20 protein-coding genes are annotated in these 26,637 nt (G+C 75.6%); 9 read left to right on the top strand and 11 right to left on the bottom strand.

Translation table 11 applies throughout. The features are described 5' to 3' along the window. The first annotated feature begins 4 nt into the window (after positions 1–4). Complete coding sequence (locus tag QP089_RS35150) at positions 5–1,516, top strand: cellulase family glycosylhydrolase (RefSeq protein WP_285917678.1); 1,512 nt, start codon at positions 5–7, stop codon at positions 1,514–1,516. 131 nt (positions 1,517–1,647) lie between these two features. On the opposite strand, the gene QP089_RS35145 is transcribed toward QP089_RS35150, so the two are convergent. Genes QP089_RS35145 through QP089_RS35135 form a run of 3 tightly spaced genes read right to left on the bottom strand, consistent with a single transcriptional unit; the run spans position 1,648 to position 4,222 of the window. Continuing rightward, the gene (locus QP089_RS35145) at positions 1,648–2,682 is read right to left on the bottom strand and encodes a cation diffusion facilitator family transporter (RefSeq protein ID WP_285917677.1); all 1,035 of its coding nucleotides are present in this window, start codon (positions 2,680–2,682) and stop codon (positions 1,648–1,650) included. Next, positions 2,679–3,068, bottom strand: a complete 390-nt coding sequence (locus tag QP089_RS35140; protein ID WP_285917675.1) for an ArsR/SmtB family transcription factor — start codon at positions 3,066–3,068, stop codon at positions 2,679–2,681. Before QP089_RS35140 ends, QP089_RS35145 begins: the two co-directional genes overlap by 4 nt. A gap of 23 nt (positions 3,069–3,091) precedes the next feature. Beyond that, positions 3,092–4,222, bottom strand: a complete 1,131-nt coding sequence (locus QP089_RS35135; RefSeq protein ID WP_285917674.1) for a DUF6777 domain-containing protein — start codon at positions 4,220–4,222, stop codon at positions 3,092–3,094. Between the two features lie 129 nt (positions 4,223–4,351). Here QP089_RS35135 and QP089_RS35130 point away from each other — a divergent pair, with 129 nt between their 5' ends. Next, entirely contained in the window at positions 4,352–6,070 is a 1,719-nt protein-coding gene (locus QP089_RS35130; RefSeq protein WP_285917673.1) for a serine/threonine-protein kinase, read from the top strand. Positions 6,071–6,086: 16 nt separating this feature from the next. Here QP089_RS35130 and QP089_RS35125 read toward each other — a convergent pair whose 3' ends face one another. From QP089_RS35125 to QP089_RS35100, 6 genes are all read right to left on the bottom strand, one after another. Then, complete coding sequence (locus QP089_RS35125; RefSeq protein ID WP_285917855.1) at positions 6,087–7,229, bottom strand: VWA domain-containing protein; 1,143 nt, start codon at positions 7,227–7,229, stop codon at positions 6,087–6,089. 62 nt (positions 7,230–7,291) lie between these two features. Then, positions 7,292–9,583: a DUF5682 family protein gene (locus QP089_RS35120; protein ID WP_446474113.1), complete on the bottom strand. Its 2,292-nt coding sequence runs from the start codon at positions 9,581–9,583 to the stop codon at positions 7,292–7,294. Beyond that, positions 9,544–10,653: an ATP-binding protein gene (locus QP089_RS35115; RefSeq protein WP_285917669.1), complete on the bottom strand. Its 1,110-nt coding sequence runs from the start codon at positions 10,651–10,653 to the stop codon at positions 9,544–9,546. The genes QP089_RS35120 and QP089_RS35115 overlap by 40 nt, the downstream gene beginning before the upstream one ends. Beyond that, complete coding sequence (locus QP089_RS35110) at positions 10,650–12,233, bottom strand: DUF5691 domain-containing protein (protein WP_285917667.1); 1,584 nt, start codon at positions 12,231–12,233, stop codon at positions 10,650–10,652. Before QP089_RS35110 ends, QP089_RS35115 begins: the two co-directional genes overlap by 4 nt. Beyond that, the gene (locus QP089_RS35105; protein ID WP_285917666.1) at positions 12,230–13,522 is read right to left on the bottom strand and encodes an SWIM zinc finger family protein; all 1,293 of its coding nucleotides are present in this window, start codon (positions 13,520–13,522) and stop codon (positions 12,230–12,232) included. Before QP089_RS35105 ends, QP089_RS35110 begins: the two co-directional genes overlap by 4 nt. Positions 13,523–13,580: 58 nt before the next feature. Then, positions 13,581–14,327, bottom strand: coding sequence for a M50 family metallopeptidase (locus QP089_RS35100; protein WP_446474112.1), 747 nt, complete (start codon positions 14,325–14,327; stop codon positions 13,581–13,583). 231 nt (positions 14,328–14,558) lie between these two features. Between QP089_RS35100 and QP089_RS35095 the strand changes: the two genes are divergently transcribed. From QP089_RS35095 to QP089_RS35075, 5 genes are all read left to right on the top strand, one after another. Then, complete coding sequence (locus QP089_RS35095) at positions 14,559–16,151, top strand: CocE/NonD family hydrolase (RefSeq protein ID WP_285917662.1); 1,593 nt, start codon at positions 14,559–14,561, stop codon at positions 16,149–16,151. A gap of 253 nt (positions 16,152–16,404) precedes the next feature. After that, positions 16,405–18,576 carry a fibronectin type III domain-containing protein gene (locus QP089_RS35090; protein ID WP_285917660.1) on the top strand — a complete coding sequence of 724 codons (2,172 nt, stop codon included), beginning with the start codon at positions 16,405–16,407 and terminating at the stop codon, positions 18,574–18,576. Beyond that, complete coding sequence (locus QP089_RS35085; RefSeq protein WP_285917659.1) at positions 18,576–19,559, top strand: AAA family ATPase; 984 nt, start codon at positions 18,576–18,578, stop codon at positions 19,557–19,559. The genes QP089_RS35090 and QP089_RS35085 overlap by 1 nt, the downstream gene beginning before the upstream one ends. A 1-nt stretch (position 19,560) precedes the next feature. Then, positions 19,561–20,691: a DUF58 domain-containing protein gene (locus QP089_RS35080; RefSeq protein ID WP_285917657.1), complete on the top strand. Its 1,131-nt coding sequence runs from the start codon at positions 19,561–19,563 to the stop codon at positions 20,689–20,691. Next, positions 20,664–22,877 carry a transglutaminase TgpA family protein gene (locus QP089_RS35075; protein ID WP_285917655.1) on the top strand — a complete coding sequence of 738 codons (2,214 nt, stop codon included), beginning with the start codon at positions 20,664–20,666 and terminating at the stop codon, positions 22,875–22,877. Before QP089_RS35080 ends, QP089_RS35075 begins: the two co-directional genes overlap by 28 nt. On the opposite strand, the gene QP089_RS35070 is transcribed toward QP089_RS35075, so the two are convergent. Further along, the gene (locus QP089_RS35070; protein ID WP_285917653.1) at positions 22,783–23,496 is read right to left on the bottom strand and encodes a hypothetical protein; all 714 of its coding nucleotides are present in this window, start codon (positions 23,494–23,496) and stop codon (positions 22,783–22,785) included. The genes QP089_RS35075 and QP089_RS35070 overlap by 95 nt on opposite strands. Before the next feature lie 18 nt (positions 23,497–23,514). Here QP089_RS35070 and QP089_RS35065 point away from each other — a divergent pair, with 18 nt between their 5' ends. After that, complete coding sequence (locus QP089_RS35065) at positions 23,515–23,694, top strand: hypothetical protein (RefSeq protein WP_285917651.1); 180 nt, start codon at positions 23,515–23,517, stop codon at positions 23,692–23,694. Between the two features lie 16 nt (positions 23,695–23,710). Continuing rightward, complete coding sequence (locus tag QP089_RS35060; RefSeq protein ID WP_285917649.1) at positions 23,711–24,661, top strand: threonine ammonia-lyase; 951 nt, start codon at positions 23,711–23,713, stop codon at positions 24,659–24,661. Positions 24,662–24,683: 22 nt separating this feature from the next. Here QP089_RS35060 and QP089_RS35055 read toward each other — a convergent pair whose 3' ends face one another. Next, positions 24,684–26,339: a serine/threonine-protein kinase gene (locus tag QP089_RS35055; protein WP_285917646.1), complete on the bottom strand. Its 1,656-nt coding sequence runs from the start codon at positions 26,337–26,339 to the stop codon at positions 24,684–24,686. Positions 26,340–26,637: the final 298 nt, after the last annotated feature.

The raw sequence follows: 26,637 nt of genomic DNA, 5'->3' as shown, positions 1-26,637 counted from the left end.
AACCATGATCTTCCGTGGCAGGCGGCTCTCCCTCGTCGCGGCCCTCCTGGCCGCGCTGCTGGCCCTGGCGTTCGTCCCGGCCCTGCGGTTCGCGGCCCCGGCGCGCGCGGCGGCGGGCACCGGCTACTGGCACACCAGCGGCCGTCAGCTGCTGGACGCCGACGGGCAGGCGGTGCGCATGACGGGCATCAACTGGTTCGGCGCGGAGACCGCGAACTACACCCCGCACGGGCTCTGGACGCGCGGCTACAAGGACATGCTCGACCAGATCAAGAGCCTGAAGTACAACACGCTGCGGCTGCCGTACTCCAACCAGATGCTCGACCCCGGCAGCACCCCGAACAGCATCGACTACGCCAAGAACCCCGACCTCAGCGGCCTGAACGGGCTGCAGGTCCTCGACAAGATCATCGCGTACGCCGGGCAGATCGGGCTGAAGGTCGTCCTCGACCAGCACCGCCCCGACTCCGGCGCGCAGTCCGCGCTCTGGTACACCGACGCCTACCCCGAGTCCCGCTGGATCTCCGACTGGACGATGCTCGCGCGGCACTACGCCGGCAACACCACGGTCATCGGCGCCGACCTGCACAACGAGCCGCACTCCCCGGCCTGCTGGGGCTGCGGCGACCAGGCGAAGGACTGGCGGCTCGCCGCCGAGCGCGCCGGGAACGCCGTCCTGGCCGCCAACCCCGACTGTCTGATCATCGTCGAGGGCATCGACGGCTACAACGGCGACAACTACTGGTGGGGCGGCAACCTCCAAGGCGCGGCCGCGTACCCGGTGCGGCTGAACGTCCCGAACCGGCTGGTGTACTCCGCCCACGACTACGCCACGTCCGTGTACCCGCAGCCGTGGTTCAGCGACCCGAGCTTCCCGTCCAACCTGGCCGGGATCTGGGACAAGGACTGGGGCTACCTGTACAAGAACAACGTCGCGCCCGTCCTGCTCGGCGAGTTCGGGACGACGCTGGCCGACCCGCGCGACCAGACCTGGCTGCGGACCCTGCTGAGCTACCTCGGCACGGGCACCGGCGGGATCTCCTTCACCTACTGGTCGTGGAACCCCAACTCCGGTGACACCGGCGGCATCCTGAACGACGACTGGACGACCGTCAACACCACGAAACAGGCCTATCTCGACCCGTACCTGCTCGGTGCGGGGTCCGGGGGCGGCACGGGCACCCCGCCGCCCGAGAAGGCGTCCTGCAAGGTCGCGTTCACCGTCCAGAGCGCCTGGGACGGCGGCTTCAACGGCCAAGTGACGATCACCGACACCGGAACGGCGGCGGTGACCGGCTGGAAGCTGGCGTTCGCCTTCCCCGGCGCGCAGAAGATCGCGCAGGGCTGGAGCGCGACGTGGGCGCAGAACGGAACGGACGTGACCGCCTCGAACCTGGACTGGAACCGGACGATCGGCGCCGGGGCCTCGGTCACCATCGGCTTCACCGCCACCGGACCCTCGGCGGGCGCGATGCCGGACGAGTTCGACCTCAACGGCCAGGCCTGCGCCGCCTGACGCGTCCCTCCGGCCGGTGCCCCACGCCTTCGGGGCACCGGCCGGAGGGCGCCAGCCGAGCGGACCTCGTCAGTGTCAGTACCCTCCGAGGGGGGACGACCCCCGCGCCCCCCGGGCTGACTCCGTCAGCGTCAGTGGTCGCAGGGGGCAGTACCGGCGTGCTCGTGCGGCTGGTCGGCGTCGCCCACGTGCCGGGGGCCGTGCGAGTCCTCGCAGTGGCCGTGCCGGGACGGGCCGTCCAGATGGTCGACCTCGAGCGTGGTGTGGGTGATCCCGTACGAGTCGCGCAGCAGCTCCTGCATGTCGCGGCGGACGGCGTGGCAGTCGCCCTTCGCGTCCACCAGCACGTGCGCCGACAGCGCCGGATAACCGGACCCGACCTCCCAGACGTGCAGGTCGTGGACCTCCTCCACGCACGGCCGCTCCGCCAGCCGGGCGCCCAGCTCGGACGGGTCGATGCCCGCCGGGGCGGCCTCCATCAGCACCCGTCCCGCGTCCCGCAGCAGCCCGTACCCGGCCTTCAGCATCAGCGCCGCCACCACCAGCGAGGCGATCGCGTCGGCGCGCGCGAACCCGGTCGTCCACACCACCAGGCCCGCGATCGCGGTGCAGACGAACGCGAACAGGTCGTTCAGGATGTGCTGGAACGCGCCCTCCACGTTCAGGCTCGTCCGGTTCGCGCGGCTCAGCAGCCAGCTCGCGCCGAGGTTCACCGCGATGCCGGCGAGGGCCGTCCAGAACACGAACCGCCCGTCGACGTCCGGCGGGCCGACCAGCCGGTGGACGCCCTCGTAGACGAAGAACGCCGCCAGCAGGATCAGCGTCAGCCCGTTCAGCTGCGCCGACAGGATCTCGGCCCGGCGCAGCCCGAAGGTGAACCCGCCCTGCGGCGGGCGCGCCGCGATCCGCATGGCGACCAGCGCCAGCACGATCGCGAACGCGTCGGTCAGCATGTGCGCGGCGTCCGACAGCAGGGCCAGCGACCCGGCGAGCAGGCCGATCGCGACCTCGCCCGCCATGTAGGCGACGATCAGCGCGAGCGCGCCGCCGAGCAGCCTCCGGTCCGCGCCGGCGGAGATGCCGTGCCCGTGGCCGTGACCATGCCCGTGACCTTGCCCTTGTCCGTGCCCCTGCTGCTCCGGCCCGTTCTCCGGCTTCGCGGTCATGCGCCCTCCTCCCCGTGGCCGACGTGGGCGAGGGCGAGATCGAGCAGCATCCGGACGTGCGAGTCGTCCAGCCGGTAGTAGGCCATCCGGCCGGCCCGGCGGACCCGGACGACGCGGTTGGCGCGCAGCAGCCGCAGCGCGTGCGACACCGACGACTCCGACTGCCCGCAGGACGCCGCGATGTCGCACACGCACATCTCTCCCCCCTCGAGCAGCGCGGTGATCACCCGGAGCCGGCCCGGGTCGGACAGCAGCCCGAACACCTGGGCCAGCTCGGCGACCGTCTCCGCGCCCGGCATCGTCGCCGAGACGGCGGCGACCTTCGCGGCGTCGACGACCCGGACGGCGCACGCGTCCGCGGGGACGACATCTGAAGCACTGCTCATATGAGCAAATGTATCAGCCGTGCTCAGAACGCCGCGGGCGACCCCGCCGATCCCGGGGGCGGCGCCATCGAGATCACCGGGCTCTGCGGCCCGTCGCCGGGCGTCCCGGTGGCGGTGCCGCCGTCGCCCGTGCCGCCGCCGCCCCCGTCACCGGTTCCGCTACCCGTCCCGCCGTCACCGGTGCCGCCGTCGCCCGTGCCGGGCGTCGTCCCCGCGCCCGGGTCGCCGCCCGGCGACACGCCCGTCCCCGGCGACTCCGGCCCCGGCGCCCCGGATCCGGGCGCCTGCGGCTCCGGCGAGCCCGAGTCCGGCGGCTCGCTTCCCGGTGTGCCCGGGGATCCGCTGCCCGAATCGGCCGGCGCGGGGGAATCGTCCGGCCCGCCGCTCGGCGGAGCCTGCTCGACCGGCGGCGGCATCGGCGGCCCGTCGTCGGGGCCCGTCGTCGCGCGCGGCCGCTCGAACCCGATCGTGCCGCCGGGATCGACGAGGACGAAGACCACGATCGTTCCGCGGCGGGAATCGCGCGGCCGGATCCGGGTGACATTCCGCTTCTCGAATCCCGGCCACTTTCGGCCACGGTACCGCGCGTCCGACGTTTTGATCTTGTTTTCCGGCGGGGTCAGCGGATTACCGCAATTGCACTTCACCGCGGGAACGCCGTAGCCATTGACCAGAACCCCCATTCCGGCCTGGAGCACGGCGGGCTCGCTCGTCGCCCGCCCGTCCCGGTAGCCGTGGTTGGTCACGAGCGTGTCGGTGCGCAGCAGCACCGGCGTCAGCCGCGACACGTACCGCGGGATGTCGGCGACCGGGATGCCCTGCACGCCCGCCCACGCGCGCGCCTTGCCCGGGTTGGCCTGCAGGAACGCGACGAGCTTGCGTTGGTCGCAGCTCGAGGCCAGGCGCGTCCCCCCGTACAGGCCCGGCGTGTCGCCGGCCTTCGTCCCGCCCGCCGCCGGCCGGGGCCCGGTCCCCGTCCGGTCGGTGTTCGACATCAGCGCGTAGGGGTCGCGGCCGGGCGAGCCCACGGTCAGCCGCGTGATCGCGGCCCCCGCGTCGCCGCAGCCGGCCAGCGTCCCGGCCGCCAGCACCAGTGCCGCGGCCGCCGTCGCCGGGCCGCGCCCCCGCGCAATTGGTGAATTGATCTCCAGCATGCGTCGTCTCCCGCTCCGGCTTCTGCGAACCTATACTCTTGGATGCCGGGCGGCGCCGATTAGTGCCCGGGAAGATAAAGAATTATCGCGCCGGCCGGCGGCCGGTATTGCGGACCTACGGGGGTCACAATGGCGAGCCCGCTTCCCCTCACCGCCGCCGATCCCACCCGCCTCGGCGGTTACGAGATCCTCGGCCGGCTCGGCACCGGCGGCCAGGGGGTGGTCTACCTCGGCCGGCCCCTCGAGGAGGGCCCCGGCGTCCCGTCGCGCGTCGCCGTGAAGCTGCTGCACGCCCAGCTGCTCGGCAACGCCGCGGCGCGCGCCCGGTTCGTCCGCGAGATGGCGCTGCTGCGGCGGGTCGCCGGGTTCTGCACCGCGCAGATGCTCGCCGCCGACATGGACGGCGACCGCCCTTACATCGTCAGCGAGTACGTGCCGGGCCGCTCGCTGCGCGAGCTCGTGCACGAGCAGGGCCCGCGCACCGGCGCCGACCTGGACCGGCTGGCCATCGGCACGGTCACCGCGCTCACCGCGATCCACCGCGCGGGCGTGGTGCACCGCGACTTCAAGCCGCAGAACGTGCTGATGGGCCTGGACGGCCCGCGGGTGATCGACTTCGGCGTCGCCCGCGCGTTCGACGCCGGCGCCACGCTGACCAGCCAGGTCGTCGGCACGCCCGCCTACATGGCGCCCGAGCAGTTCGCCGGCCGGGTGTCGCCGGCCACCGACCTGTTCGCCTGGGCGGCCACGCTGCTGTTCGCCGCCACCGGCCGCGACCCGTTCGCGGGCGGCGCGCTGCCCGCCGTGATGTACCGGATCATGCACGAGACGCCCGACCTCGGCGCGCTGCCGGGCCCGGTCGCCGAGATCGCCGCGGCCTGCCTCGCCAAGGACCCGAAGGCCCGCCCCACCTCCGAGGACGTGCTGCTCCGCCTGCTCGGCGACCGCGCGCACCCGCCGCACCCGCGCCTGAACCTGCCCGCCCCACCCGCCGCGCCGCCCGCCGGCCCGTCCACCGGAGTGCTCCCCGAGCCGCCGACCGCCACCTGGACCACGCCCGCCGGTGCCGGTTTCGCCGCTGGGGCACCGGCCGCCGTGGGAGACGGAGCGGGCGGGCCGTCCGGTCCCGTCTCGAACGGTGCCCTCCCGTTCGGCGGGCGCGCTGGGGGAGCGGCATCCGGAACGGGGGGCGCCGCGGACGCGCCGACCGCCGATGCGCGCTTTGCCGGGTTCCCGCCCGGAGCAGAGGCGCTGCGCGACCCCGGCGTCGAAGACGATCAGATGGCGGATCCCGTGACCAGGACCGCCTACGAGCCTCGCCCTGCCGGCGGGTCCCCGCGCGGCCGACCGGCGTCCGGAACCGGTCGGGGCAGCCCGGCGCCGGAGGCGCCGTGGCCGGCGGCGTTCGCCGGCGGGCAGAAGGCGGCCACCCTCCCGGCGCCGGGCGGGACCTTGGGCGTGCCGGCGCGGACGTACCGGCGGCTGCGGCGCGGACCGGGCATCGTCGCCGGGCTGGTGCTGGCAGCGCTGCTCGCCGTGCTGGACGTCGCCGCCCTGGCGATCCTGATCGCCCGGCCGGCGCTCACCAGCGGGCACCGCGGCGGGCTGCTGCCGGTGGTCGCCGCCTCGTTCGCGCTGGTGGCGGTCGTCACGCTGGTCGCGGTGATCGTCGCGTGGCGGGGCAGCCGGGCGGCGGCGTGGACGGTGCTGGCCGCGCGGGTCGTGCGGGTCGCGATGTGGGCGGGATGGGGCGCGCTGGTCACCGTGCAGCCGTCCGCGCTCGCGGGGCACGCGGCCCTCACCGCGCTGGTCGTGCTCCTGCTGGCCCAGGGGCTGTGGTCGTCGTGATCACTGCCGTTCCGGATCACTGCCGTTCCGACCACTCCCTGAGGTCGCGGCGCTCGATCGCGGCGGCCATCAGGTCGGGGAAGGCGTCCGGGGTGCAGGCGAACGCGGGGACGCCGAGCGCCGCCAGGGCCGCCGCGTTGTCGTGGTCGTAACCCGGCGCGCCGTCGTCCGACAGCGCCAGCAGCACCACGACCTGCACGCCCGCCGCCGTCAGCGCCGCGACGCGCTGCAGCATCTCCTCCCGCACGCCGCCCTCGTACAGGTCGCTGATCAGCACCAGGATCGTGTCGCCGGGCCGGGTGACCAGGCCCTGGCAGTAGGCGACGGCGCGGTTGATGTCGGTGCCGCCGCCGAGCCGGGTGCCGAACAGCACCTCCACCGGGTCGTGGAGCTGGTCGGTGAGGTCGACGACGGCCGTGTCGAACACCACCAGCGACGTCCGCAGCGACCGCATCGAGGCCAGCACCGCGCCGAACACGCTCGCGTACACCACCGACGCCGCCATCGAGCCGCTCTGGTCGATGGCGAGCACCACGTCCCGCTGCACGGCCTGCCGGCGCCGCCCGTAGCCGATCATCCGCTCCGGTACGAGCGTGCCGTGCTCGGGCAGGTAGTGCCGCAGGTTGGCGCGGATCGTCCGGTCCCAGTCGACGTCGGCGAGCCGCTTGGGCCGCAGCACCCGCGCGGACCGGTCGAGGGCGCCGCCGACCGCCGAGCGGGTGCGCTCGGCGAGCCGCCGCTCCAGCTCGTCGACGACCTTGCGGACCACGGCCCGCGCCGACTCCCGGGCCCGGTCCGGCATGACCTTGTTCAGCGACAGCAGCGTCCCGACCAGGTGAACGTCCGGCTCGACGGCCTCGAGCATCTCCGGCTCCAGCAGCAACCGGGTGAGGTCGAGCCGCTCGATCGCGTCCTTCTGCATCACCTGGACGACCGTGGACGGGAAGTACGTGCGGATGTCGCCGAGCCAGCGGGCGACCGACGGCGCGGAGTCGCCGAGCCCGGCGCCGCGGCGGCCCGGGCGCGGCCGGTCGCCGGCGGCGTCCTCGGCCCCGTAGAGCTTCTCCAGCGCCGCGTCCATCCGGGCGTCGTCGCCGGCGAGGCCCACCCCGGTGCCGTCGGCGCGCTCGCCGCCGAGCACCAGCCGCCAGCGCCGCATCCGCTCCCGGTCGCCGGGCGCGGCGCCCTCGTCGGGGATGTCCTGGTTCGTGGTCTCGTCGTTCACGGGGCCTCCCAGCCGAGGACGCGCAGGGCGGTGGCGACGGCGGGGGCCGCGCGCTTGTCGTCCACGTCGCCGCCGGACGGGCGCGGCGGCCCGGAGCCCGCGCCGGCGCGGCGGACCCGCTCGCCGATCGCGCGCCGTTCGGCGGCGGCGTACGCGCCGAAGGTGCGGCGCAGCAGCGGCAGGACGTCGGTGAACGCGTCGTCCGGCAGCCCGGAGATCCAGGCGTCGACCAGCCGGAGCAGCTCCTCGTCGTGCACGAGGACGAGCCCGCCGCCGGACAGGAACCCCTCGACCCACGCGGCGGCGCGGGCGGGCGCGGCGCCCACCGACACGGCCCGGGCCATCCGGGCGGGGACGTCGTGCAGCCGGCCCGCGTCGAGCAGCAGCCGGGTGATGCGGCCTTCCAGCAGGCCGTGCAGGGCGTCCGGCCGGGCGATCAGGCTCTCCAGGGCGGCGCGCCAGCGGTCCAGGTGGCCGTCGTCGGCGAGCAGGGCGAGGGCGCCGTGGACGGCGTCGACGCGGCCGAGGAAGTCGCGGGCGGCGTCGTCGTCGAGCCCCGACACGGCGGGCGGCAGGCCGACGCAGACGCGGACGACCAGCCCGTCGACGACGGTGCGCAGCGGTCCCGTCGCGGTGCCGCGCACGTCCCCGTAGCGCAGCGCGCGCACCAGCGCGGGCAGCGCCGCCATCAGGTGCGCGACGTCGGTGTCGAGCGCGGCCCGGTCGGCGAGGGCCCGCATCACCGTGGGCAGCGCGTCGCCCAGGTCGGCGAGCAGGCAGCGCTCCGCGACCGAGGTCAGCTCCGGCAGCGCGGTGGCCTGCGCCGCCAACGCCTCCGCGCGGGCCGTGGTCGCGTCCCGCACGGTCGTGCCCCACGCGCTCGCCTCGATCAGCTCGACGTCGAACTCGGGCCGCCACATCAGCGTCCACGTCTCGCGGAACGTCCCCTTCGACCGGCTTTCGGTGGGGAGGCCCCAGTCGACGTCCAGCAGCCGGAGCCGGTGCAGCAGCCGGCTGCGCTCCAGGTCGGTGGGCTTGCGCAGGTCGAGGTCCTGCTCCTTCTCCAGCGCGGACGGCTTGAGGCGCAGCCGCCGCTGCTCGGCCTGCAGGTCGCGCTGCAGCGGCACCATCGGCGTGCGGTCCGGGACGGCGCCGAGCCGCTCCCCGACGACCATCCGCTTCCGGATCAGCTCGACGGGCAGCTCGGCGCCCTCGCACAGCACCGCGCGGGTCGCCTCGGTGACCTCGTCGAGCCCGGCGAGCGGGCGGCCGCGCAGCGCGGCGAGCGTCTCCGCCAGCCGGACCGCCTCGATCACGTGCGCGGACGAGACGTGCAGGTCCTCCTCGCGCAGCACCCGGGCGGCCGCGGTGAGCCACCGCTCGATCGGCCGGTCCGGCGCCGCGAACAGGTGGTGGTACCAGCCGGGGGAGCGCACGCCCGCGCCGTAGCCGGAGCGGCCGGCCAGCCGCCCGTGCGTCCACGGCACCCACGTCATCGCGATCTTCGTCTTGGGGAGGCCGCGCAGCGTCCGGTCGTCGTGCGCCGCGGGCACCTTCGCCCGCAGCGCGGGCACGTGCCAGGCGCCGCAGACGACCGCGACCCGCTGGAACCCCTCCTTGAGGGCGCGGCGCACCGTTCGGCGCATGTGCGCCTCGCGCTGCTCCTCGCGCGGGTCGGCGCGCGAGAGCCCCGCGGTTTCGCGCAGCTCCGCCATCGCCTCGGCGATCGCCGGGAACGGCGACGGCCCCTCGTGGCGGTGCTCGACGACGTCGTCCCACCAGCGTTCGGCGTCGTCGTAGCCGGCGGCCTTCGCCAGCGTGCCGAGCGGGTCGAGCCTTACGTCCTCCTCCGGCCGCTCGCCGTCGTCCTGCTCCGGCCGCTCCTCGTCCTCCCGCTCCATCGGGACGAGCTGGTGCGCGGCGGGCAGGTCGCAGAACCGGACGGCCGCGCCCGCCGCCAGCCCGTACCGGATCGCCTGCCATTCCGGGCTGAACTCCGCGAACGGCCAGAACGCGGCCTTGCGGTCGTCCTTGCTGGCGGCTCCGGCTGCTCCGGCGGGGGAGTAGGCGAGCAGCGCGACCGGCGGCGCCATGCCGGGGTCGCCGGCCAGCTCCACAATCGCGTCGGCCTCCGGCGGCCCCTCGATCAGCACCGCGTCCGGGGCGAACTCCTCCAGCGCGGCGCGCAGCGCACGGGCCGAGCCCGGCCCGTGATGGCGGATCCCGAAGACCTCGACCCGTCCCGCCGTCAAGACACCTCCCGGCAGGCGCGGTAGAAGTCGCGCCATTCCGGCCGGTCCCGCACGACGGCCTCCAGGTACTCCTGCCACACCACCCGGTCCGACACCGGGTCCTGGACGACGGCGCCGACGATGCCGCCCGCCACGTCCGCTGCACGCAGCACCCCGTCGCCGAAATGCGCCGCGAGCGCCAGCCCGCTGGTGATCACCGAGATGGCCTCGGCGGTGCTGAGCGTCCCGCTCGGCGACTTCAGCTTGGTGCGGCCGTCGGCGGTCAGCCCCGAGCGCAGCTCCCGGAACACGGTGACGACCCGGCGGATCTCCTCCAGCCCGGCCGGGGCCTGCGGCAGCTCCAGCGACGCGCCGATCCGGTCGACGCGGCGCGAGACGATGTCGACCTCGTCCTCGACGGTGTCGGGCAGCGGCAGCACCACCGTGTTGAACCGCCGGCGCAGCGCGCTGGACAGCTCGTTCACGCCCCGGTCGCGGTCGTTGGCGGTCGCGATGACGGTGAAGCCCTTGCGCGCCTGCACCTCGGTGTTCAGCTCGGGCACCGGGAGCGTCTTCTCCGACAGCACCGTGATCAGGGCGTCCTGGACGTCGGACGGCATCCGGGTCAGCTCCTCGATGCGCGCCACCGACCCGTGCCGCATCGCCCGCATCAGCGGGCTCTCCACCAGCGCCTTCTCCGACGGGCCCTCCGCCAGCAGCCGCGCGTAGTTCCAGCCGTAGCGGATCGCCTCCTCCGCCGTCCCGGCCGTGCCCTGCACCAGCAGCGTCGAGTCGCCGCTGATCGCCGCGGCGAGATGCTCCGACACCCACGTCTTCGCGGTGCCGGGCACGCCGAGCAGCAGCAGCGCCCGGTCGGTCGCGAGCGTCGCCACCGCGACCTCCATCAGCCGCCGCCGGCCCACGTACTTCGGCGTGATCACGGTGCCGCCGGGCAGCTCGCCGCCGAGCAGGTAGGCGGTGACGGCCCACGGCGACAGCCGCCAGCCCGGCGGCCGGGGCCGGTCGTCGTGCTCGGCCAGCCGCGCCAGCTCGCCGGCGTACTCCTGCTCGGCGTGCGGGCGCAGCACCTCGGCCGGCACGGGGTCTCCGGTCACGGGTTCGGTCACGGGGCGAGCTCCTTCAGCATCTCGTCGCGGAAGCGCAGGGTGGCGATCAGGGCGGTCACGGCGCGCGGGACGGCCCGTTCCGGCTCGTCCGGCGGGCGGCGCGCGGCCAGGTCCTCCAGCCGGGACGCGGCGGACGGGTCGAGCCGCTGCTCGGCGAGCCGGCACAGCTGGGTGAGGGCGTGCTCGTCGCGGTGCCGGCCGGGCGCGCCGGCCCGGCCGGCGGACGCGGCGAGCGTGGCGACCACGGCGGCGGCGAGGTCGCCGGTCCACGGCCCGGGGACCCGCTCGAGGACGAGCAGCATGTCGGACCGGCCCTCGACCCAGCGGATCAGGCCGGCCGCGGCGGCGTCCCGCTCGCCGGCCGGCAGGACGGCCAGCAGGTCGGCGAGCGCGCCCGGTTCGTCCACCATGACGCCGCCCTTCAGCAGCGCCCGCGCCCATTCGGTGTCGTGCTGCTTCAACGCGGCCCGCGCCCAACCGATGTGCACGTCGCGCGCGTCGCCCGCGTCGTGCTGCGGGGACGACGCCCCGGCGGCCGACGCGACGGGCAGGCACACGATCTCCATCGGCGGCAGGCCGAACAGGCCGGTCCAGGTGCCGAGCGGGGTGCGGGCGAGGATCTCGCGCAGCCACGCCGCCCGCGTCCCGACCGGGCCGCCCCCGCCGCCCGGCGCGAACGACCCGCTCGGATGGAACGGGACGCCGTCGCGCGCCAGCTCCTCGTCGTGCGCGCGCGGCGGCTCCACCATGATCCACGTCTGCTCGCGGCCCCGGACCGTACGGACCCGCGGGGCCAGGCAGGCGCGGGCCCGCGCGGCCATCCGCCGCCCGTACGCCGAGCCGGGCAGCCGCGCGAGCAGGTCGGCGGCGAGCTGCCGGACGTCCTTGCCGCGGTCCTCCAGCGCCGCCTCCAGGAACTCCTCGTCGCCGGGCGACAGGCCGTCGCGGAACGTCGCCAGGAACGCGGCCCGGTCGGGCGCCGGCTCCTTCGCCCAGGTCTCCCGCAGCGCCTCGCGGGCGGCGGCGGGGTCGGTGCGGCGCAGCCCGGTCAGGTACGCGGCGCGCTGGTTGCGGGTGCCGGTCTCCCACACCTCGGCGCCGCCGCCCGGGTCGCCGCCCGCGCCGACGAGGTAGGCCCAGTCGGTGTTGCGCAGCGCCAGCCAGACGCCGCGCCGCCCGGCCGCCCGGATGATCGACGGGCGCAGCATCCGGTCGCCGCGGCCGCGTTCGAGCAGCTCGGGCAGCAGCCGCGCGGGCACCCGCAGCCCCCGCTCCGCCGCCGCGTCCAGCCACTCCGGCAGCACCTGGATGTGCTCGCCGCGCAGGATCCGGCCGAGCCGGGCGGCCGCCGCCGGCGGGACGGCCGGCGCGTCCTCGGCGGGCGCCGGGGCGATCACCTCGGGGGCGCCGTGCCGGGGGACGCGGCCCGCCCGCCGCGCGACGGCCAGCAGGGCGGCCTGGTCCAGCAGCCGGCCCGCCTTGTCGCCGCCGGGGCCGTCCGGCGCCTCGGGCAGGACGGGCGGGTCGCGGCGCTCGGTGCCGAGGAGCGCGGCGGTGACGTGCTCGTTCCAGCCGCTCACAGCAGCACGGCCCCCTCGTCGTCCTGCCAGGCGGCCAGCGGCCGCAGCCCGTCCGGGGTCCACTCGCCGGCGAAGGCGACGGGCCCGCCGCCGGACACCGCCAGCAGCCGCCACGGGTCGGCCATCCGCACCGGCAGCGCGTCGCCCGCCTCGTCGACCACGTGCAGCCCGTCGCCCTGGGCGAGGCGCACGCCGTCCAGCGTCGCGGGCCAGCGGTCGAGCCACGGGTCGTTCGCCAGCGCGGCGGCGTGCTCGTCCAGGAAGCCCGCGATGGACGTTCCGGCGGGCGCGGCCGGGACGGCCGGGCCGTGGCGTTCGGCGACCAGCGCCCGCAGCGGCTGGGCGCCCGGGTAGAAGGCCAGGTCTGCGTCGACCTCGGTGCCCACGACCAGCGACGCGTCCAGCGCGGCGCCGGGCGCGGCGAACGACAGCACCAGCGCGGGCAGCCCCGTCTCGCGTCCCCGCAGCCACACCCTGCGCGTGGTGAGCTGGTCCTGCGCGGTGTCGCGGGATCCGGTCACGCACCAGCGGTCACGGACGCGCTCCCCGTCCCGCAGCACGTCGTCCTGCGGGACGGTGAACCCGACCCGCGAGCGGACGGTGTCGCGCAGCCCGGCGGGCAGCTCGTCGCGCCGCCGGTAGGCGCGGACGAGCAGCCGCAGCAGCGCGTACTCCTCGAGCAGCCGGTCGGGCCAGCCCGGCTGCCGGGGGATCGCCGCGAGCGCCCTGACCTGCCCCGCCAGCGCCCCGGCCTGCGCGTCGACGAGCCGCCGCGCGGCCTCGTCCCACAGCCCGTAGGGCGCCTTCTCCGCCTGCGCGAGCCCGTGCGCGACCTGGTCGCGCAGCCACTGGTCGAGCTCGGCGAGGCCGTCCTCGACCCGCCGCTCGCGCCGCTCCGCCGTCTTCGGGTCGCGCGCCTTCGCCGCCGGCGCCGGCTTGCGCTCCTGCGCCCGTTCGGCCCGCTCGCGGCGCTGCTCGACCCATTCGGCGGCCCAGCCGGGACGCGCCCCGGACGCGACCGACCCGTCCGACCAGAGCAGCAGCAGCCCGATGACGTGCTTGCACGGGATCTTGCGGCTCGGGCAGGTGCAGCGGAACGCCGGCCCGGCCAGGTCGGCGCACGTCCGGTAGACGCTCTTACCGCTGCCCTGGCACTCGCCCCAGACGGCCTCGTCGTCGCAGCCCGTCCCGCCCCATTTGGCCGGCCGGGCGACGCCCTCGGCCGCCTTCGCGGACGCCGCGTCCGGCGCCAGGGCGGCGACCCGCCCCCGATCCCATCGACCGCTCACACCACGAAACTATCCGCCCCGTCCGACAGTCTCCGCGTGACGTTCCTGCACGGCCGCGTCACCGCCCGCCGAGGGCGGGCAGGTGGACGGAGACGTCGGGGAACAGCAGGGCGCCGCCGCAGAGGAGGGCGAGGAGGGCGGTGGCGCCGAACAGGGTGACCCAGGCCAGGCCGGGCACGCCGGTGAGGTGCGCGAGCTGGTCGGCGTCGGAGCTCGGCGCCATGTGCCGGGCGCGCATCCGCTGCAGCTCGATCACCGGGCGGGTCGCCGCGAGCAGCAGGAACCAGGCGGCCAGGTAGGCGAACCCGGCCTGCACCTCGGCGCCGCCGAACCACGACACCAGGAAGACGACCGCGCCGGTCGCGATGACCGAGAGGGCCCCGTAGGCGTTGCGGATCATCACCAGCATCGCGGCGAGCAGCGCCAGGGTGAACCAGAGCATCAGCGTGATGCGTCCGTCGGCCAGCAGGAGCGCGAAGAACAGGCCGAGCAGCGGCGGCGTCGCGTAGCCGGCCATCGCGGTGAAGATCATGCCGGGGCCGTGCGGCTTGCCGCGCGAGACGGTGACGCCGGAGGTGTCGGAGTGCAGCTTGATGCCGTCCAGCTTGCGGCCGGTGAGCAGGGCGATCAGCGCGTGCCCGCCCTCGTGCGCGATCGTGATGGTGTTGCGGGCGACCCGCCAGGTGGGCCCGTGCAGCACCGAGGCCAGCGCGACGACGCCGACGAGGACGACCAGCCACCACGGGGGGTCCGGCTGCGTTCCCGTCACCCGGTTCCACAGGTCGGCGATGCTTGCGTGTTCCACGTCCACCTCGGGGGTCGTCGTCGGGGAGATGCCCAACATTAGGACGTCGGGGATAACGTTCGCGTTCGGTTCGGGGCGCCCGGGGCCCGGCGATGCCCGCCGCCGGGCGACATTGGACGACTCGTCCAAAATGAGGCGCGGATCACCCGTGACAAGCCCGGTCCGCTCTGCGATGCTGAGCGCCGTTCTCCTTGTCAGTAACCACTTACCGGCGGCGTGAGGAGCGGTCACGTGATCGGACGGAAGGCTGCGGCGATCGGGCTCGCCGGCGTTCTCGGGGGCGCGCTCGCGGCGGCGGGGCCCGCCGCCGCGAACGCCGCGCCGGTGCGGCGCGCACCGCTCCCGTACGACTACGCGGTGCCGTACGACTACCGGGAGATCACCGTCCCGAGCACCGGCGGCGTGAAGCTCGACGGCAACGTCTTCGTCCCGCGCACGCCCGGGCCGCACCCCGCCATCGTGTTCATCTCCAGCTGGTCCCTGGAGGACCACGAGTACATCGCCCAGGCCGCCAGGTTCGCGGAGAAGGGCTACATCGTCCTCAGCTACACCGCGCGCGGCTTCTACAACTCCGGCGGCGGCATCGACGTGGCAGGGCCGGACGACCGCGCGGACGGCTCCAAGGCCGTCGACTGGCTCATCGCGCACACCGACGTGGACCGCGCCAGGATCGGCATGGCGGGCCTGTCGTACGGGTCGGGCATCAGCCAGATGGTCGCCGCTCAAGACGACCGGGTCGCGGCCGTCGTGGCGATGGACACCTGGGGCGACCTGGTGCAGTCCCTGTACGCCAACCAGACCCGGCACATGGCCGCGTACGCGCTGCTCAACGTCGCCGGACGGCTCACCGGGCGGTTCAGCCCGCAGACGGCGAAGGTCATGGACGACTTCGGCGCGAACCGGAACGTGCCGAACCTGATCAAGTGGGGCGCGGTCCGGTCGCCCGGCACCTACCGGGCGCGGCTGAACGCCCGCAGTGTCCCGATCCTCTTCAGCAACTCCTACGGCGAGACGCTCTTCCCGCCGAACCAGCTCCTCGCGCACTTCGCGAAGCTGACCGGCCCGAAGCGCCTCGACCTGTCGATCGGCGACCACGCCACCGCCAACGCCACCGGCATCCTCGGCGTCCCCTCCCGCACCTGGGACGACGCGCACCGCTGGTTCGACCACTACCTCACCGGCGCGGACAACGGCATCGACCGGGAGCCCGCGGTCGCGTCCGAGACGGCCTGGACGCGCAAGATCGAGAAGTACCGGACCGTCGCCGCCATGACCAGCCGCACCGAACGCCTGAACCTCGGCGCCGCCGGATCGCTCACGACCGCGACCACCGGCGGCTGGGCGAAGCCGCTGCCTGCGGGCAGGGACAGCGGCGCCAATGCCGGCATCCCGATCGTCAGCGACGGCCTCCAGACCTTCGGCGTCCCCAACCAGACCGACACCGCGCGCATCTCGCGGCAGGCGGCCGGAGTGTGGACGACACCGGTCCTCACCGCGACGCGGCGGCTGCGCGGCGCGCCGGACCTGGCCATGTCGGTGACGCCGTCCGCGAAGACCGCGACGCTCGTCTCCTACCTCTACGACGTGGACGCCAAGGGCACCGGCCGGCTCATCAGCCAGGACGCCTACACCCTGCTCAAGGCGGTGCCGGGCAAGACCGTGAAGGTGCCGGTGCGGTTGCAGACCGCCGCGTACGACGTCCCGGCCGGGCACCGCCTCATGCTCGTCGTCGACACCACCGACCCGCTCTACGGAGACGCCGGCGTGCCCGGCTCGACCGTCACCGTCCGCTCGCCGTCGAGGCTGGACCTGCCCCTCGGGTGACGGTGACCCGCGTCATGCCTACCGCCGCGTAACCCCCGCAATATCGCGATTCGCCTGGTGAGATGTGAAGAATCCCCTTACGGTGTGACCCGCACAGTCGTTAGGGTGCCCATCGCGCCGAGGTTCCCAGATTCTTCCGGCGCAGGGTCCCGCCCGCCGGCGCCGTCGGCGGCGCGGCGGGGACGGCGCCGGCCGCAAGCGCCACCGCGAGTTCCGGAGCGGGTGGCCCCGGCGCGACGAGAGGTGACGGGAATTGGGCGGGGATCGATCCCCCGCACGGGACGCGGGCCCGCGCGGGGTGCTCAGGTATTTCCGGCGCGACCGGCTCACCGGTCAACTGGCGATCGGCCTGGCCGGCGTGCTCTGCGTGAGCGCGCTGGTCTACGGGGTCGGGACGGCGAGCGCCCGGTACCGGCTCGCCGACGTGGGCGCCTGGCTGGGCGCGAGCGCCAAGGGCCTGGTCGTGCACGCCAACGGGCTCGCCGGCAAGGTCGACGGGAAGGCGGCCGTCGTCCCGCAGATGCGCGGCCACCACATCAAGATCGTCCAGGACGGCACGACGGTGCTGCTGGTCGACACCGACACCGGCGTGGTCAGCCGGATCGACCCGTCCCAGCTGAAGATCACCACGAGCCGGGCGGCGGGCGGCCCCGCCCTGCAGGTCCTCGCCGGCTCCGGCGCCGCGTACACCATCGACTCCGTCAAGGGCCTCGTCCAGCGGATCGACCCGGTGAGCCTCGCGCCGGTCGGGCCGTCCGCGACGCTCACCGCACCGCTCGGCCAGGCCGGCATCGACGCCGGGGGGAACCTGTGGGTGCCGGTGCCGCAGAACGGCCAGGTCGTCCCGTTCCAGAACGGCCGGCAGGGCACGCCCGTGACCGCCGGGCGCGCCGGCGACCGGCTCGCCCTCACGATCGCCGCCGGGACGCCCGTCATCGTCGACGGCACCTCCGCCACCGCGCTCGTCGTCCGGCCCGAGGGCGCCCAGCGCGTCACCCTGCCCGCACAGGTGTCGAAGGCCGCGGACGGCGTCCGGGTCCCGCCGGTCGCCGACGGCCGGACCGTGCCGATCCTCGGCGCGGGCGGCTCCCTGTACCTGCTCGACACCGGCACCGGGCGGGTCGAGTCCGTCGCGCTGCGCGTCCCGCACCACGCGTTCGAGGCGCCGCACGTCCTCGGCCCCCGCGTCTACCTGCCCGACCGCACGGCCGGCCGCCTCCTCGTCTTCAACACCGACCGGGGCGCCTGGGAGGCGCCGATCACCGCGACCCGGCCCGGCGGCACGATCGAGGTCATCACCCGCGACCACATGCTCTGGGTGAACGACCCCACCGGGGCCACCGCCCTCGCCCTCGACCCGAACGGCGCGATCAAGCGCATCCAGAAGTACGACGACCACGTGCCCGGCAGCAACCGCTGGCCCATCCCGGTCCGCGCCGACCCCGGCAACGGCAACGGCAACCGGAACGCCGGAGGCCCCGGCCACGGCGGCGGCGACCCCGTCCCGCCGACCGGACGGCCCCCGAAACCGCCCGCCAAGCAGGACCCGACCGCCCCCGACCCGCCGACGCCCCTCGCGTCCGGCGACAACGGCTCGATCCGGGTGCGGTTCACACCCGCACCGCAGCCGCAGGGCGTCTACCCGGTCACCCGGTTCGTCCTGCTCGACGCCAACGACCAGCCCGCCAAGGGCGCGACGCCCGCCCAGTTCGCCGGCGACTCGCCCGGCGGGACGTTCACGGTGAGCGGCCTGACCTGCGACGCCAGGACGTACGAGTACAAGGTGGCCGCCCAGTACAGGGGCAGGAACGGCAAGACGGCGTACAGCCCGTCCGGCGTGGTCGGCGCCACCGCCTGCCAGGCCCCCGGCCCGCCCACCGCGCTCACGGCCACCGGCCTCAACCACGGCGCCAAGCTGACCTGGGGCAAGGCCGCCGGCTACGCCGTGACGTACAAGATCGCCTGGAGTGGCGGCTCGACCGGCTCGACCAAGGCCACCGGCACCTCCAAGACCATCACGGGCCTGACCAACGGAACCACGCCGATAACGATCACCGTGACCGCGTACAACGGGGCTGGCGACTCCACTCCGGCGAACGCCTCGGTGACCCTCGACCCGGCCCAGCACCCGAACTCCTACAACGGCCATCACAACGAGAACACCAACACATGGCTGCACACGGGCCCGAGCAGCACATCGGCACATGACGGTCAGTTCCCCAAGGGCTTCGTGGGCTCGGTGACCGTCATCTGCCAGCAGATGGGCGACCAGATCGTCGACGCGAACGACAGCAGCCTCAAGAGCAGCGTGTGGGACAAGATCAACTACGGGGGCCGGGAACGGTGGGTCAGTGACCTTTACGTGACGACGCCGAACTCCGACGCCGGAACCCTTTCCGCGCCGACCGTCTGGGGGTGCAGTTGATGACCGAGATCGCCGGAACGGACCCTGAGGCGCTTGCGGGGCGGTTCGCGCAGATGTTCGGGGCGCTGGCGCAGAACATCGAGCGGGTCGTCCGCGGCAAGCGGGAGAAGGTGGAGCTGGCGCTGGTCTGCCTGCTGGCGGAGGGGCACCTGCTCGTCGAGGACGTGCCGGGCGTCGGCAAGACGACGCTCGCGCGGGCGATGGCGGCGTCGGTGGAGGCGCAGTGGGCGCGCATCCAGTTCACCCCCGACCTGCTGCCGAGCGACATCACCGGGGTGTCGATCTTCAATCAGGGGACGAACGGGTTCGAGTTCCACCCGGGCCCGATCTTCGCGAACCTGGCGGTCGCGGACGAGATCAACCGGGGGTCGCCGAAGACGCAGTCGGCGCTGCTGGAGGTCATGGAGGAGCGCCGGGTGACGGTGGACGGGACGCCGCATCCGGTGCCGCGCCCGTTCATGGTGATCGCGACGCAGAACCCGGTCGACATGGACGGCACGTATCCGCTGCCGGAGGCGCAGCTCGACCGGTTCCTGATGCGCATCTCGATGGGGTATCCCGGCCACGAGGCGGAGGTGGCGCTGCTGGCGGGCGCGCCGACCGGCGCGATGCTGGACCGGATGCCGCCGGTGATGGGCCGCGACGACCTCGCCCGGATGATCGACTTCGCGCAGCGGCTGCACGTCGCGCCGCCGCTGTACGACTACGTGGTCCGGGTGGTCGCGGCGACCCGCGACCACCCCGACCTGCGGCTCGGCGCGAGCCCGCGGGCGAGCGTGGCGCTGCTGCGGGCGGCGCGGGTGCGGGCGGCGGCGGCCGGCCGGTCCTACATCGTCCCGGAGGACGTGAAGGCGCTCGCGGTGCCGGTGATCGCGCACCGCCTGATCGTGACGCCGGAGGCGGAGCTGCGCGGCCGCACCGGCTCCGACGTGGTCGGGGAGGTCCTCGGGAACGTGCCGACCCCGCAGGCCGCAGGGGTGTGAGGTGCTGACGCCGCTGGGGTGGGGGACGGCGGCCGTGTCGGCGGTGCTGTACGCGGCGGGCTGGTGGCTCGGGTATCCGGAGCCGGCGATGCTGGCGGTCGCGGGGCTCGCGGCGGTGGCGGCGGCGGTGGTGTGGACGCTGCCGAGCCCGAGGCTGACGGTGCGCCGGGACATCGCGCCGGTGAAGGTCGCGCGCGGCGACCCGGCGGTCGGCGTCCTGCACGTGACGAACGAGGGGCGCGCCGTCCGCGGGCTCAGCGCGCGGGACGCGGCGGGCCCGGAGGACGTGGCCGTGGACCTCCCGAGGCTCCGCTCAGGCGGAAGCCGCAGCGTGACCTACCGGCTGCCGACCGGGCGGCGCGGGGAGATCCCGGTGGGGCCGCTGCGGCTGGTCCGGGCGGACCCGCTGCGGCTGGCGCGCCGGGTGCGCGAGTACGGGACGCCGCGCACGCTGCTGGTGCGGCCGCGGACGGTGCCGCTCGCGCTGCTGCCGTCCGGCCGCGCGCACCATCTGGAGGGCCCGACCAGCGACCGGTCCCCGGCGGGAACGGCGACGTTCCACGCGCTGCGCGAGTACGTGATCGGCGACGAGCTGCGGCACGTCCACTGGAAGTCGTCGGCGCGGACGGGGACGCTGATGGTCCGGCAGCTGGTGGACGCGAGCCTCCCGGTGACGACGGTGGTGCTGGACGCGCGCCCGGAGGCGTGGCCGGAGCCCGACGACTTCGAGCTGGCCGTGGACGCGGCGGCGTCGGTGGCGGCGGGCGCCGCGGCGGCGAGCTTCCCGGTGCGGGTGCTGACCGGGGCGGGGCCGGTGGCGGAGACGCGCGGCGGGCCGGGCGACGCCGAGCTGCTGCTGGACCGGCTCACCGCCGTCGCGCCCGAGCCGGGCCCGCGGTCGGCGGTGGACGTGGCCCGCCGCGTCCCGACGGGCGGCTCGCTCGTCGTGATCACGCGGGACGGCGCCGACCTGGGCCGGATCGCGTCGGTGCGGAGCCGGTTCGACCGGGTCGTGGTGCTGCGGGTGCGGCCGGAGCTGCCCGCGCCGGCGCCGCCCGGCGTGCACCTGGTCGACGTCGCCGACCTGGACGGTCTCGCGGAGGCGTGGCGGCGGATCGGCGGCGGCCGGTGACCCGGTACGCCTCGCTCGCGGTGACGGCGTGCCTGTCCGCCGTCGCGGGGCTGGCGTTCCAGCGGGTCTTCGGGCTCGGGCCGGTGCTGCCGGTCGCGGTGGTCGCCGCCGCCGTCCCGACGGTGCTGGCGGGCCTGCTGTCGGGGCCGCGCAAGGGCGGGCGCCCGTGGCCGCTGTGGATCTCGCTGGTGCTGGCCGTGGTCGCGTGGGCGGGCACGGCGGCGGTGACCGTCCTGCGTCCGGCGCTGGGCGACGGCACGTTCCCGCAGGCGCTGCGCGAGGGGGTGCTCGGCTCGTGGAAGTCGATCCTCACCACGCTGCTGCCCGCCCCGGCCAAGCCCGAATACCTCGTCCTGGTGAACGTGCTGGTGTGGCTGGCGGCGGTCGCGTCCGCGGAGATCGCGCTGCGGACGCGGCTGCGCGCGCTGCCGGCCGTCCCGCCGCTCGCGGTCTGGGCGGCCGCGCTGCTGCTCGGGGTGGACGGGCCCGGCTCGAACGTGCCGCTCGCCGCCGCGACCGTCGTGCTGATAGCGGTGCTCGTCCTCGTCCGCGCGGACGGCCCCGCCTCCGGGCCGGCCTGGCGTCCGCTGCTGGTCGGGCTGCCCGCCGCGGCCGCCCTCGGCGCGCTCGCGCTGGCGGTCGGCCCCGTCGTGCCGGTCAGCGCCGAACCGTACGACCCGCGCGAGCAGGTGCAGGCGCCGCCGCCGCAGCAGCGCGACAGCGTCAGCCCGCTCGACCGCGTCGGCGGCTGGCTGCTCAGCCCGGACCAGGTGATGTTCACCGTGCGGTCGAAGCGGACCGAGATCGAGCGGCTCGCCGTCCTCGACGCCTTCGACGGCGTGACGTGGACGTCCACCGCGCGGTTCGTCCCGACCGGGAGCCGGGTGCCCGAAGGGCCGAAGCCGCGCAAGAAGCACGAGGTCGTGCAGCGCGTCACCCTCGGCGCGCTGCCGGGCGTGTACGTGCCCGCCCCGGACCGTCCGCGGGAGGTGGACGGCCTCGGCGTCGTCGTCGACCCGGCCAGCGGCGCGCTGGCCTCCGCGAAGCCGCCGGCCGCCGGTCAGAGCTACACCGTCGGGTCCGAGGTCCCGGAGTGGTCGGCGGACGACCTGGCGGGCGCGGGCGTCGCCGACGACACCGAGGCCCGCGCCGACCGGCGGCTGCCGTGGGGGCCGGGCGCGACGAGGCCGCCCGTCCAGCTCGCCGAGTTCCGCCGGTTCGCGCAGGCCGCGACACAGGGCGCGGTGTCGCCGATCCAGAAGGCCGCGATGCTCGCCGAGTACCTCAAGCGGTACGCCAGGTACGACGTGACCGCGCCGCCCGGCCACGGCTACCGGCAGCTCGACTACTTCCTCGGCGAGGGCCGCCGCGGCACGCCCGAGCACTTCGCGACCGCCTACGCGCTGCTCGCCCGCACGCTCGGGCTCCCGTCCCGCGTCGTCGTCGGCTTCGACGGCGGGAGCCGCGCCGGCGACACCGTCCGGTACCGGTCCGGGGACGTGATGGTGTGGCCAGAGATCAAGTTCGCCGGGCTCGGCTGGATCCGCTTCGACCCGCTGCCCGACAGCGCGCGCCGCTCCAGGAAGAACGACTCGGTCGCGGCGGGCGAGACGGAGAAGAAGCTCGAGCAGGCGCAGAAGAACGCCGCCGCGCAGACGCGCGGCTCCGGGCCGGGCAGGACCCCGCAGAAGACGCCGCCGAAGAAGCCCGCCGCGTCCCGCGATGCCCCGACGCCGTGGTGGGTGTTCGCGTCGTTCGCGGCCGCCGCCCTGGTCGTCGCCTACCTGGTGGCGGTGCTGCTCGCGCCCGTCCTGCGCCGCAGGCGCCGCCGGACGGGCGCACCGGCCGACCGCATCACCGGGGCCTGGCACCAGGCGCTCGACCACCTCGCGGACGTCGGCCTGTCCACCGCCCGCACACTGACCGCGCACGAGGTCGCCGGGTTCGGCGCGTCCCGCGTCGGCGAGGACGCCCGCGGCCACCTCGACCCGCTCGCCGACCTGGTCAACCGCAGCCGCTTCGCCGCGTCCGGCCCCGATCCGCGCGCCGCCGACGAGGCCTGGCGGCACACCGACCGGCTCGGCCGCCTCGTCACCGCGAGGGCCGGGCGCCTGCGCCGCCTGCGCCGCCGCCTGCACCCCCGGTCGCTCCGCGACCGCCGCGCCCGGACGCGGCCGGGAGGCTGACGGCGATCTCGCCGCCGAGCGCCGCCCCCGACTCCAGGCCGAGGTCGTCGCCGCTCCAGAACCGCCCCGGGTCGAACCAGTTCGGGCGGCGGCCCTTCGGCAGCAGCCCCATCGCCTGGTACGTCACCGCGACGATCTCCGCGCAGAACGCCGTCTCCAGGTCCGGGTCGCGCTCGGCCGGGCGGCGGATCGGGATCCGGCCGCGCAGCCACCGCGACGCCAGCCGCGACGTCGACGGGAACGGCGTGCCGTCCAGCCGGGCCACCGCGCGCAGCGCCGCGTCCTCCATCGCCCGCGACGCCGGCGGGTCGAGCTGCCGCAGCCAGGCCCGCTGCCCGTAGCGGGTGCCCCAGGTCAGCACCGCGTCGCGCAGGTCGTGCAATTGCGCGCCGCGCTGGTGGCCGCCCGACCACAGGTCCGGCAGCGAACGGCCGAGCTCGGCGTGCCACATCAGCGGCGGCAGGTCGTCGACGACCAGCGCCATGCCGACGTGGTTCACCGGGCTGTTGGTCGTCACCCGGATGGCGCGGTCGGCGGCCGTGCGGCCGCGGAACAGCCACACGTCGCCGGTGCGGGTCAGGTCGGCGGCCTCGTCCAGGGTGATGCTCGTACCCGGCATGATCGATACCGTAGCGGTATGCGGTGGTGGAGAAGGGCCGGCCTGTGGAAGGCGCTGGGCGTCGCGGGGTTCGTCGGCGTGGCGGCGACCGGGGCGGTGATCGTGCGCTCCGAGCGGCGGCGCCGCGCCTACACCCCGGAGGAGATCCGGAACCGGCTGCACGAGCGGCTGGACGAGACGGCGGGGGACGGGGCGTGATGGCGGGGGACGGGGCGTGACGGCGGTGCGGCGGGTCCGCGCGCCCGGCGGGGTCGACCTGGAGCTGGCGTGGGAGGCCGTGTCCGGGGTGCTCGCGCCGACGCCGGTCGTGGCGTCCGGGCTCGCGCCGGACGCGCTGCTGAAGCTGGAGACCCTCCAGCCGACCGGGTCCTTCAAGGTGCGCGGCGCGCTCGCGGCCCTGGCGGCGCTGCCGGACGGGGAGCCGGCCGTCACCGCGAGCGCGGGCAACCACGGCCTCGGCGTGGGGTACGCGGCGGCGCGGTCCGGCGCGGACGTGACCGTGGTCGTGTCGAGGCGGGCGTCGCGGGTGAAGGTCGACAGGATCGGCGCGTTCCCGGTGCGGCTCGTCCAGCACGGCGACACCTACGACGAGGCGGAGGCGCACGCGCTGACGCTGCCCGGACGCTACGTCTCGCCCTACAACGACCCGGCGGTCATCGCCGGGCAGGGCACCATCGGCCGCGAGCTGGACGGGCAGCTGGACGGGGAGCTCGACGGGCCGATCACCGTGATCGCGCCGGTGGGCGGCGGCGGGCTGCTCGCCGGGCTGAGCCTGTGGGCGCGCGGACGCGCCGACGTGCGGATCGTCGGGGTGGAGTCGGCGGTGTCGCGCGGCGTGTCGGCGTCGGTGGCGGCCGGCCGGGTCGTCGAGGTGGAGGTCGGCGAGACGTTCGCCGACGGGCTGCCCGGCAACCTGGAGGCCGGCTGCGTGACGCCGGAGGTGATCGGGACCGGCGCGGCGCTCACCGCCGTCACCGACGAGGAGATCCGCACCGCGCTGCGCTGGCTGTACGCCGAGCACGGCCTGGTCGCCGAGGGCGCGGGCGCGGCGGGCGTCGCGGCGGTGCTGGCCGGGAAGGTCGAGGTCGCCGGACGGCCGGTCGTGGTGGTGTCCGGCCGCAACATCACCGTCCCGGCCTACGTCGACGCCCTCCGCGACGCCTGAACGCCCCGTCCGGCGGGAGCCGTTACGACGCGGTGCGCGGACCGCGGACGCACGCGGGCTGCGACCACGCCACGTCCGGCGCCTTGCCCTGCCGGAGCCGCACGACCGCGCCGACCTTGAAGCAGTAGCGGACCTTCGCCCGCAGGCCGGGCACGGTGAACGACCGCGTGTTCGCCGGGGCCGGCTGGACGGCGGCGGTCCCGGCCGGCTGCCGCCGGACGAGGAGCGGCAGCCCGCGCGCCGCCTCCGGCAGCGTCCAGGTGAGCACCGCCGTGCCGCCGGCCGGGCGGGCGGCCAGGCGGCGCGGGCGGGCGGCGTTCAGCTGCGCGACGGTCGGCGGCTGCTCCGGGCCTCCGGCGCGCTGCCCCGACGCGGCGGGCGACGACCCGCCCGTGCTCCGGCTCGCGGCGGGCGGCTCCCGGTCGCCGCCCTTCCCGGACAGGGCGAGCGCGCCGACGCCGAGGGCCGCGCCGCCGGCCAGCGCGACCGCCGCCGCGATGATCAGCCCGCGGCGGGGGCCGTCCTGCGGCGGCCCGTCCGGAAGGCCGCGCGGGGGCGGCGCGGGCGCGGTGTTCGGCGACGTGGCCGCGATGTTCGGCGACGTGGCGGTGCCGTGCGGCCGCGGGTCGGTGCTCTCCCGGCTCCCGTTCGGCGGCCGGGCGGCGGCCGGAGGCGCCGGGGACGTCCCCGGGGTGGTCGGCGCCCAGTCCGGCACCGGCGGAGGGCCCGAGATCTCCGGGAACGACAGCCGGGACGGATGCGACCCGGACGACGAGGCGTCCTGCAGCGGCAGCGCCGACCGCGAACCGGCGGGCTGCGGCAGGACCGACACGCCGGTGGCCGCCACGTCCGTCATCGGCAGCCCCAGCTCGCCCTGCACCTGCTGGAGCGCCTGCGCGAACTCCACCGCCGAGCCGTAGCGGTGCTCGGGCGCCTTCGCCATCGCGCGCCCGATGACCTCGGCGACCGCCGGGTGCACGTCCGGGCGCGGGATCGGCGGCGGCGGGTCGTTCAGGATCCGCAGCATCAGCGGCGCGATGCCCTCGCCCGGCGGCCCCTTGAACGCCGGGCGCCCGGCGAGCAGCTGGTACAGGGTGGAGCCGAGCGAGTAGATGTCGGCGCCGACGCCCGGCGGCCTGCCCTCCAGCACCTCCGGCGCCGCGTGGTGCGGGGTGAACGCCTGGGTGTGGGTGGCGTCGAACGAGTCGACCAGCCGGGCGATGCCGAAGTCGGCCAGCGCCGGCTCCCCGTACCGGGAGACCAGCACGTTCTGCGGCTTGACGTCGCGGTGCAGCACGTCGGTCTCGTGCGTGGCGGCGAGCGCGCCCGCCATCTTCACGCCGATCCGCAGCGTCTCGGCGACCGGCAGCGGCCCCTCGCGGGCGAGCCGGTCGGTGAGCGCGCCGTGCTCGAAGTACTCCATCGCGATGTAGGGGCGGCCGGACCGGGCGGTCCCGGTGTCCAGCACCGTCACGATGTTCGGATGTCCCGACAGCCGTCCGGTGATCTTGCATTCGCGCTGGAAGCGGCGCATCGCCGCGTCGTCGACCGAGCTGATCGACAGCACCTTCAGCGCGACCATGCGGTCGAGCCGCTCCTGGTGCGCGCGGTAGACCACGCTGAAGCCGCCCTCGCCGACCTGCTCCAGCACCCGGTAGCCCGGGACGTCCTCGGTCATGGGCGGGGGGTCCTTCTCCGTCTCGTCCGGTGGTGTGCACCATCGCGGCGGGGGCGCGAGCGGCGGCCGGGGGAGCCCCCGGAGGCCAACAGCGTAGTACGGGGACGAATCGGGCGTGGGCGGTCTCGGATCGCGGGCGGCCGGGCGCCCCCGCCCGCCCGCCGCCTCCGTCCCGAAATACCGTGACATTTCTTTTGCCCTTCCTCATCGTTGCCCCAATTCCGCTCCGCCGCCCGCCGGTGCCGCCTAACCTCGGGTTCCGCGATGCCAGGAACGCCGCGCCAGGAGAAAGGGGACC

Source organism: Actinomadura opuntiae (assembly GCF_030283205.1).
Classification (GTDB): domain Bacteria; phylum Actinomycetota; class Actinomycetes; order Streptosporangiales; family Streptosporangiaceae; genus Spirillospora.
Note: the sequence above shows the minus strand (reverse complement) of the source record. Positions and strands in the feature narration are given on the sequence as shown.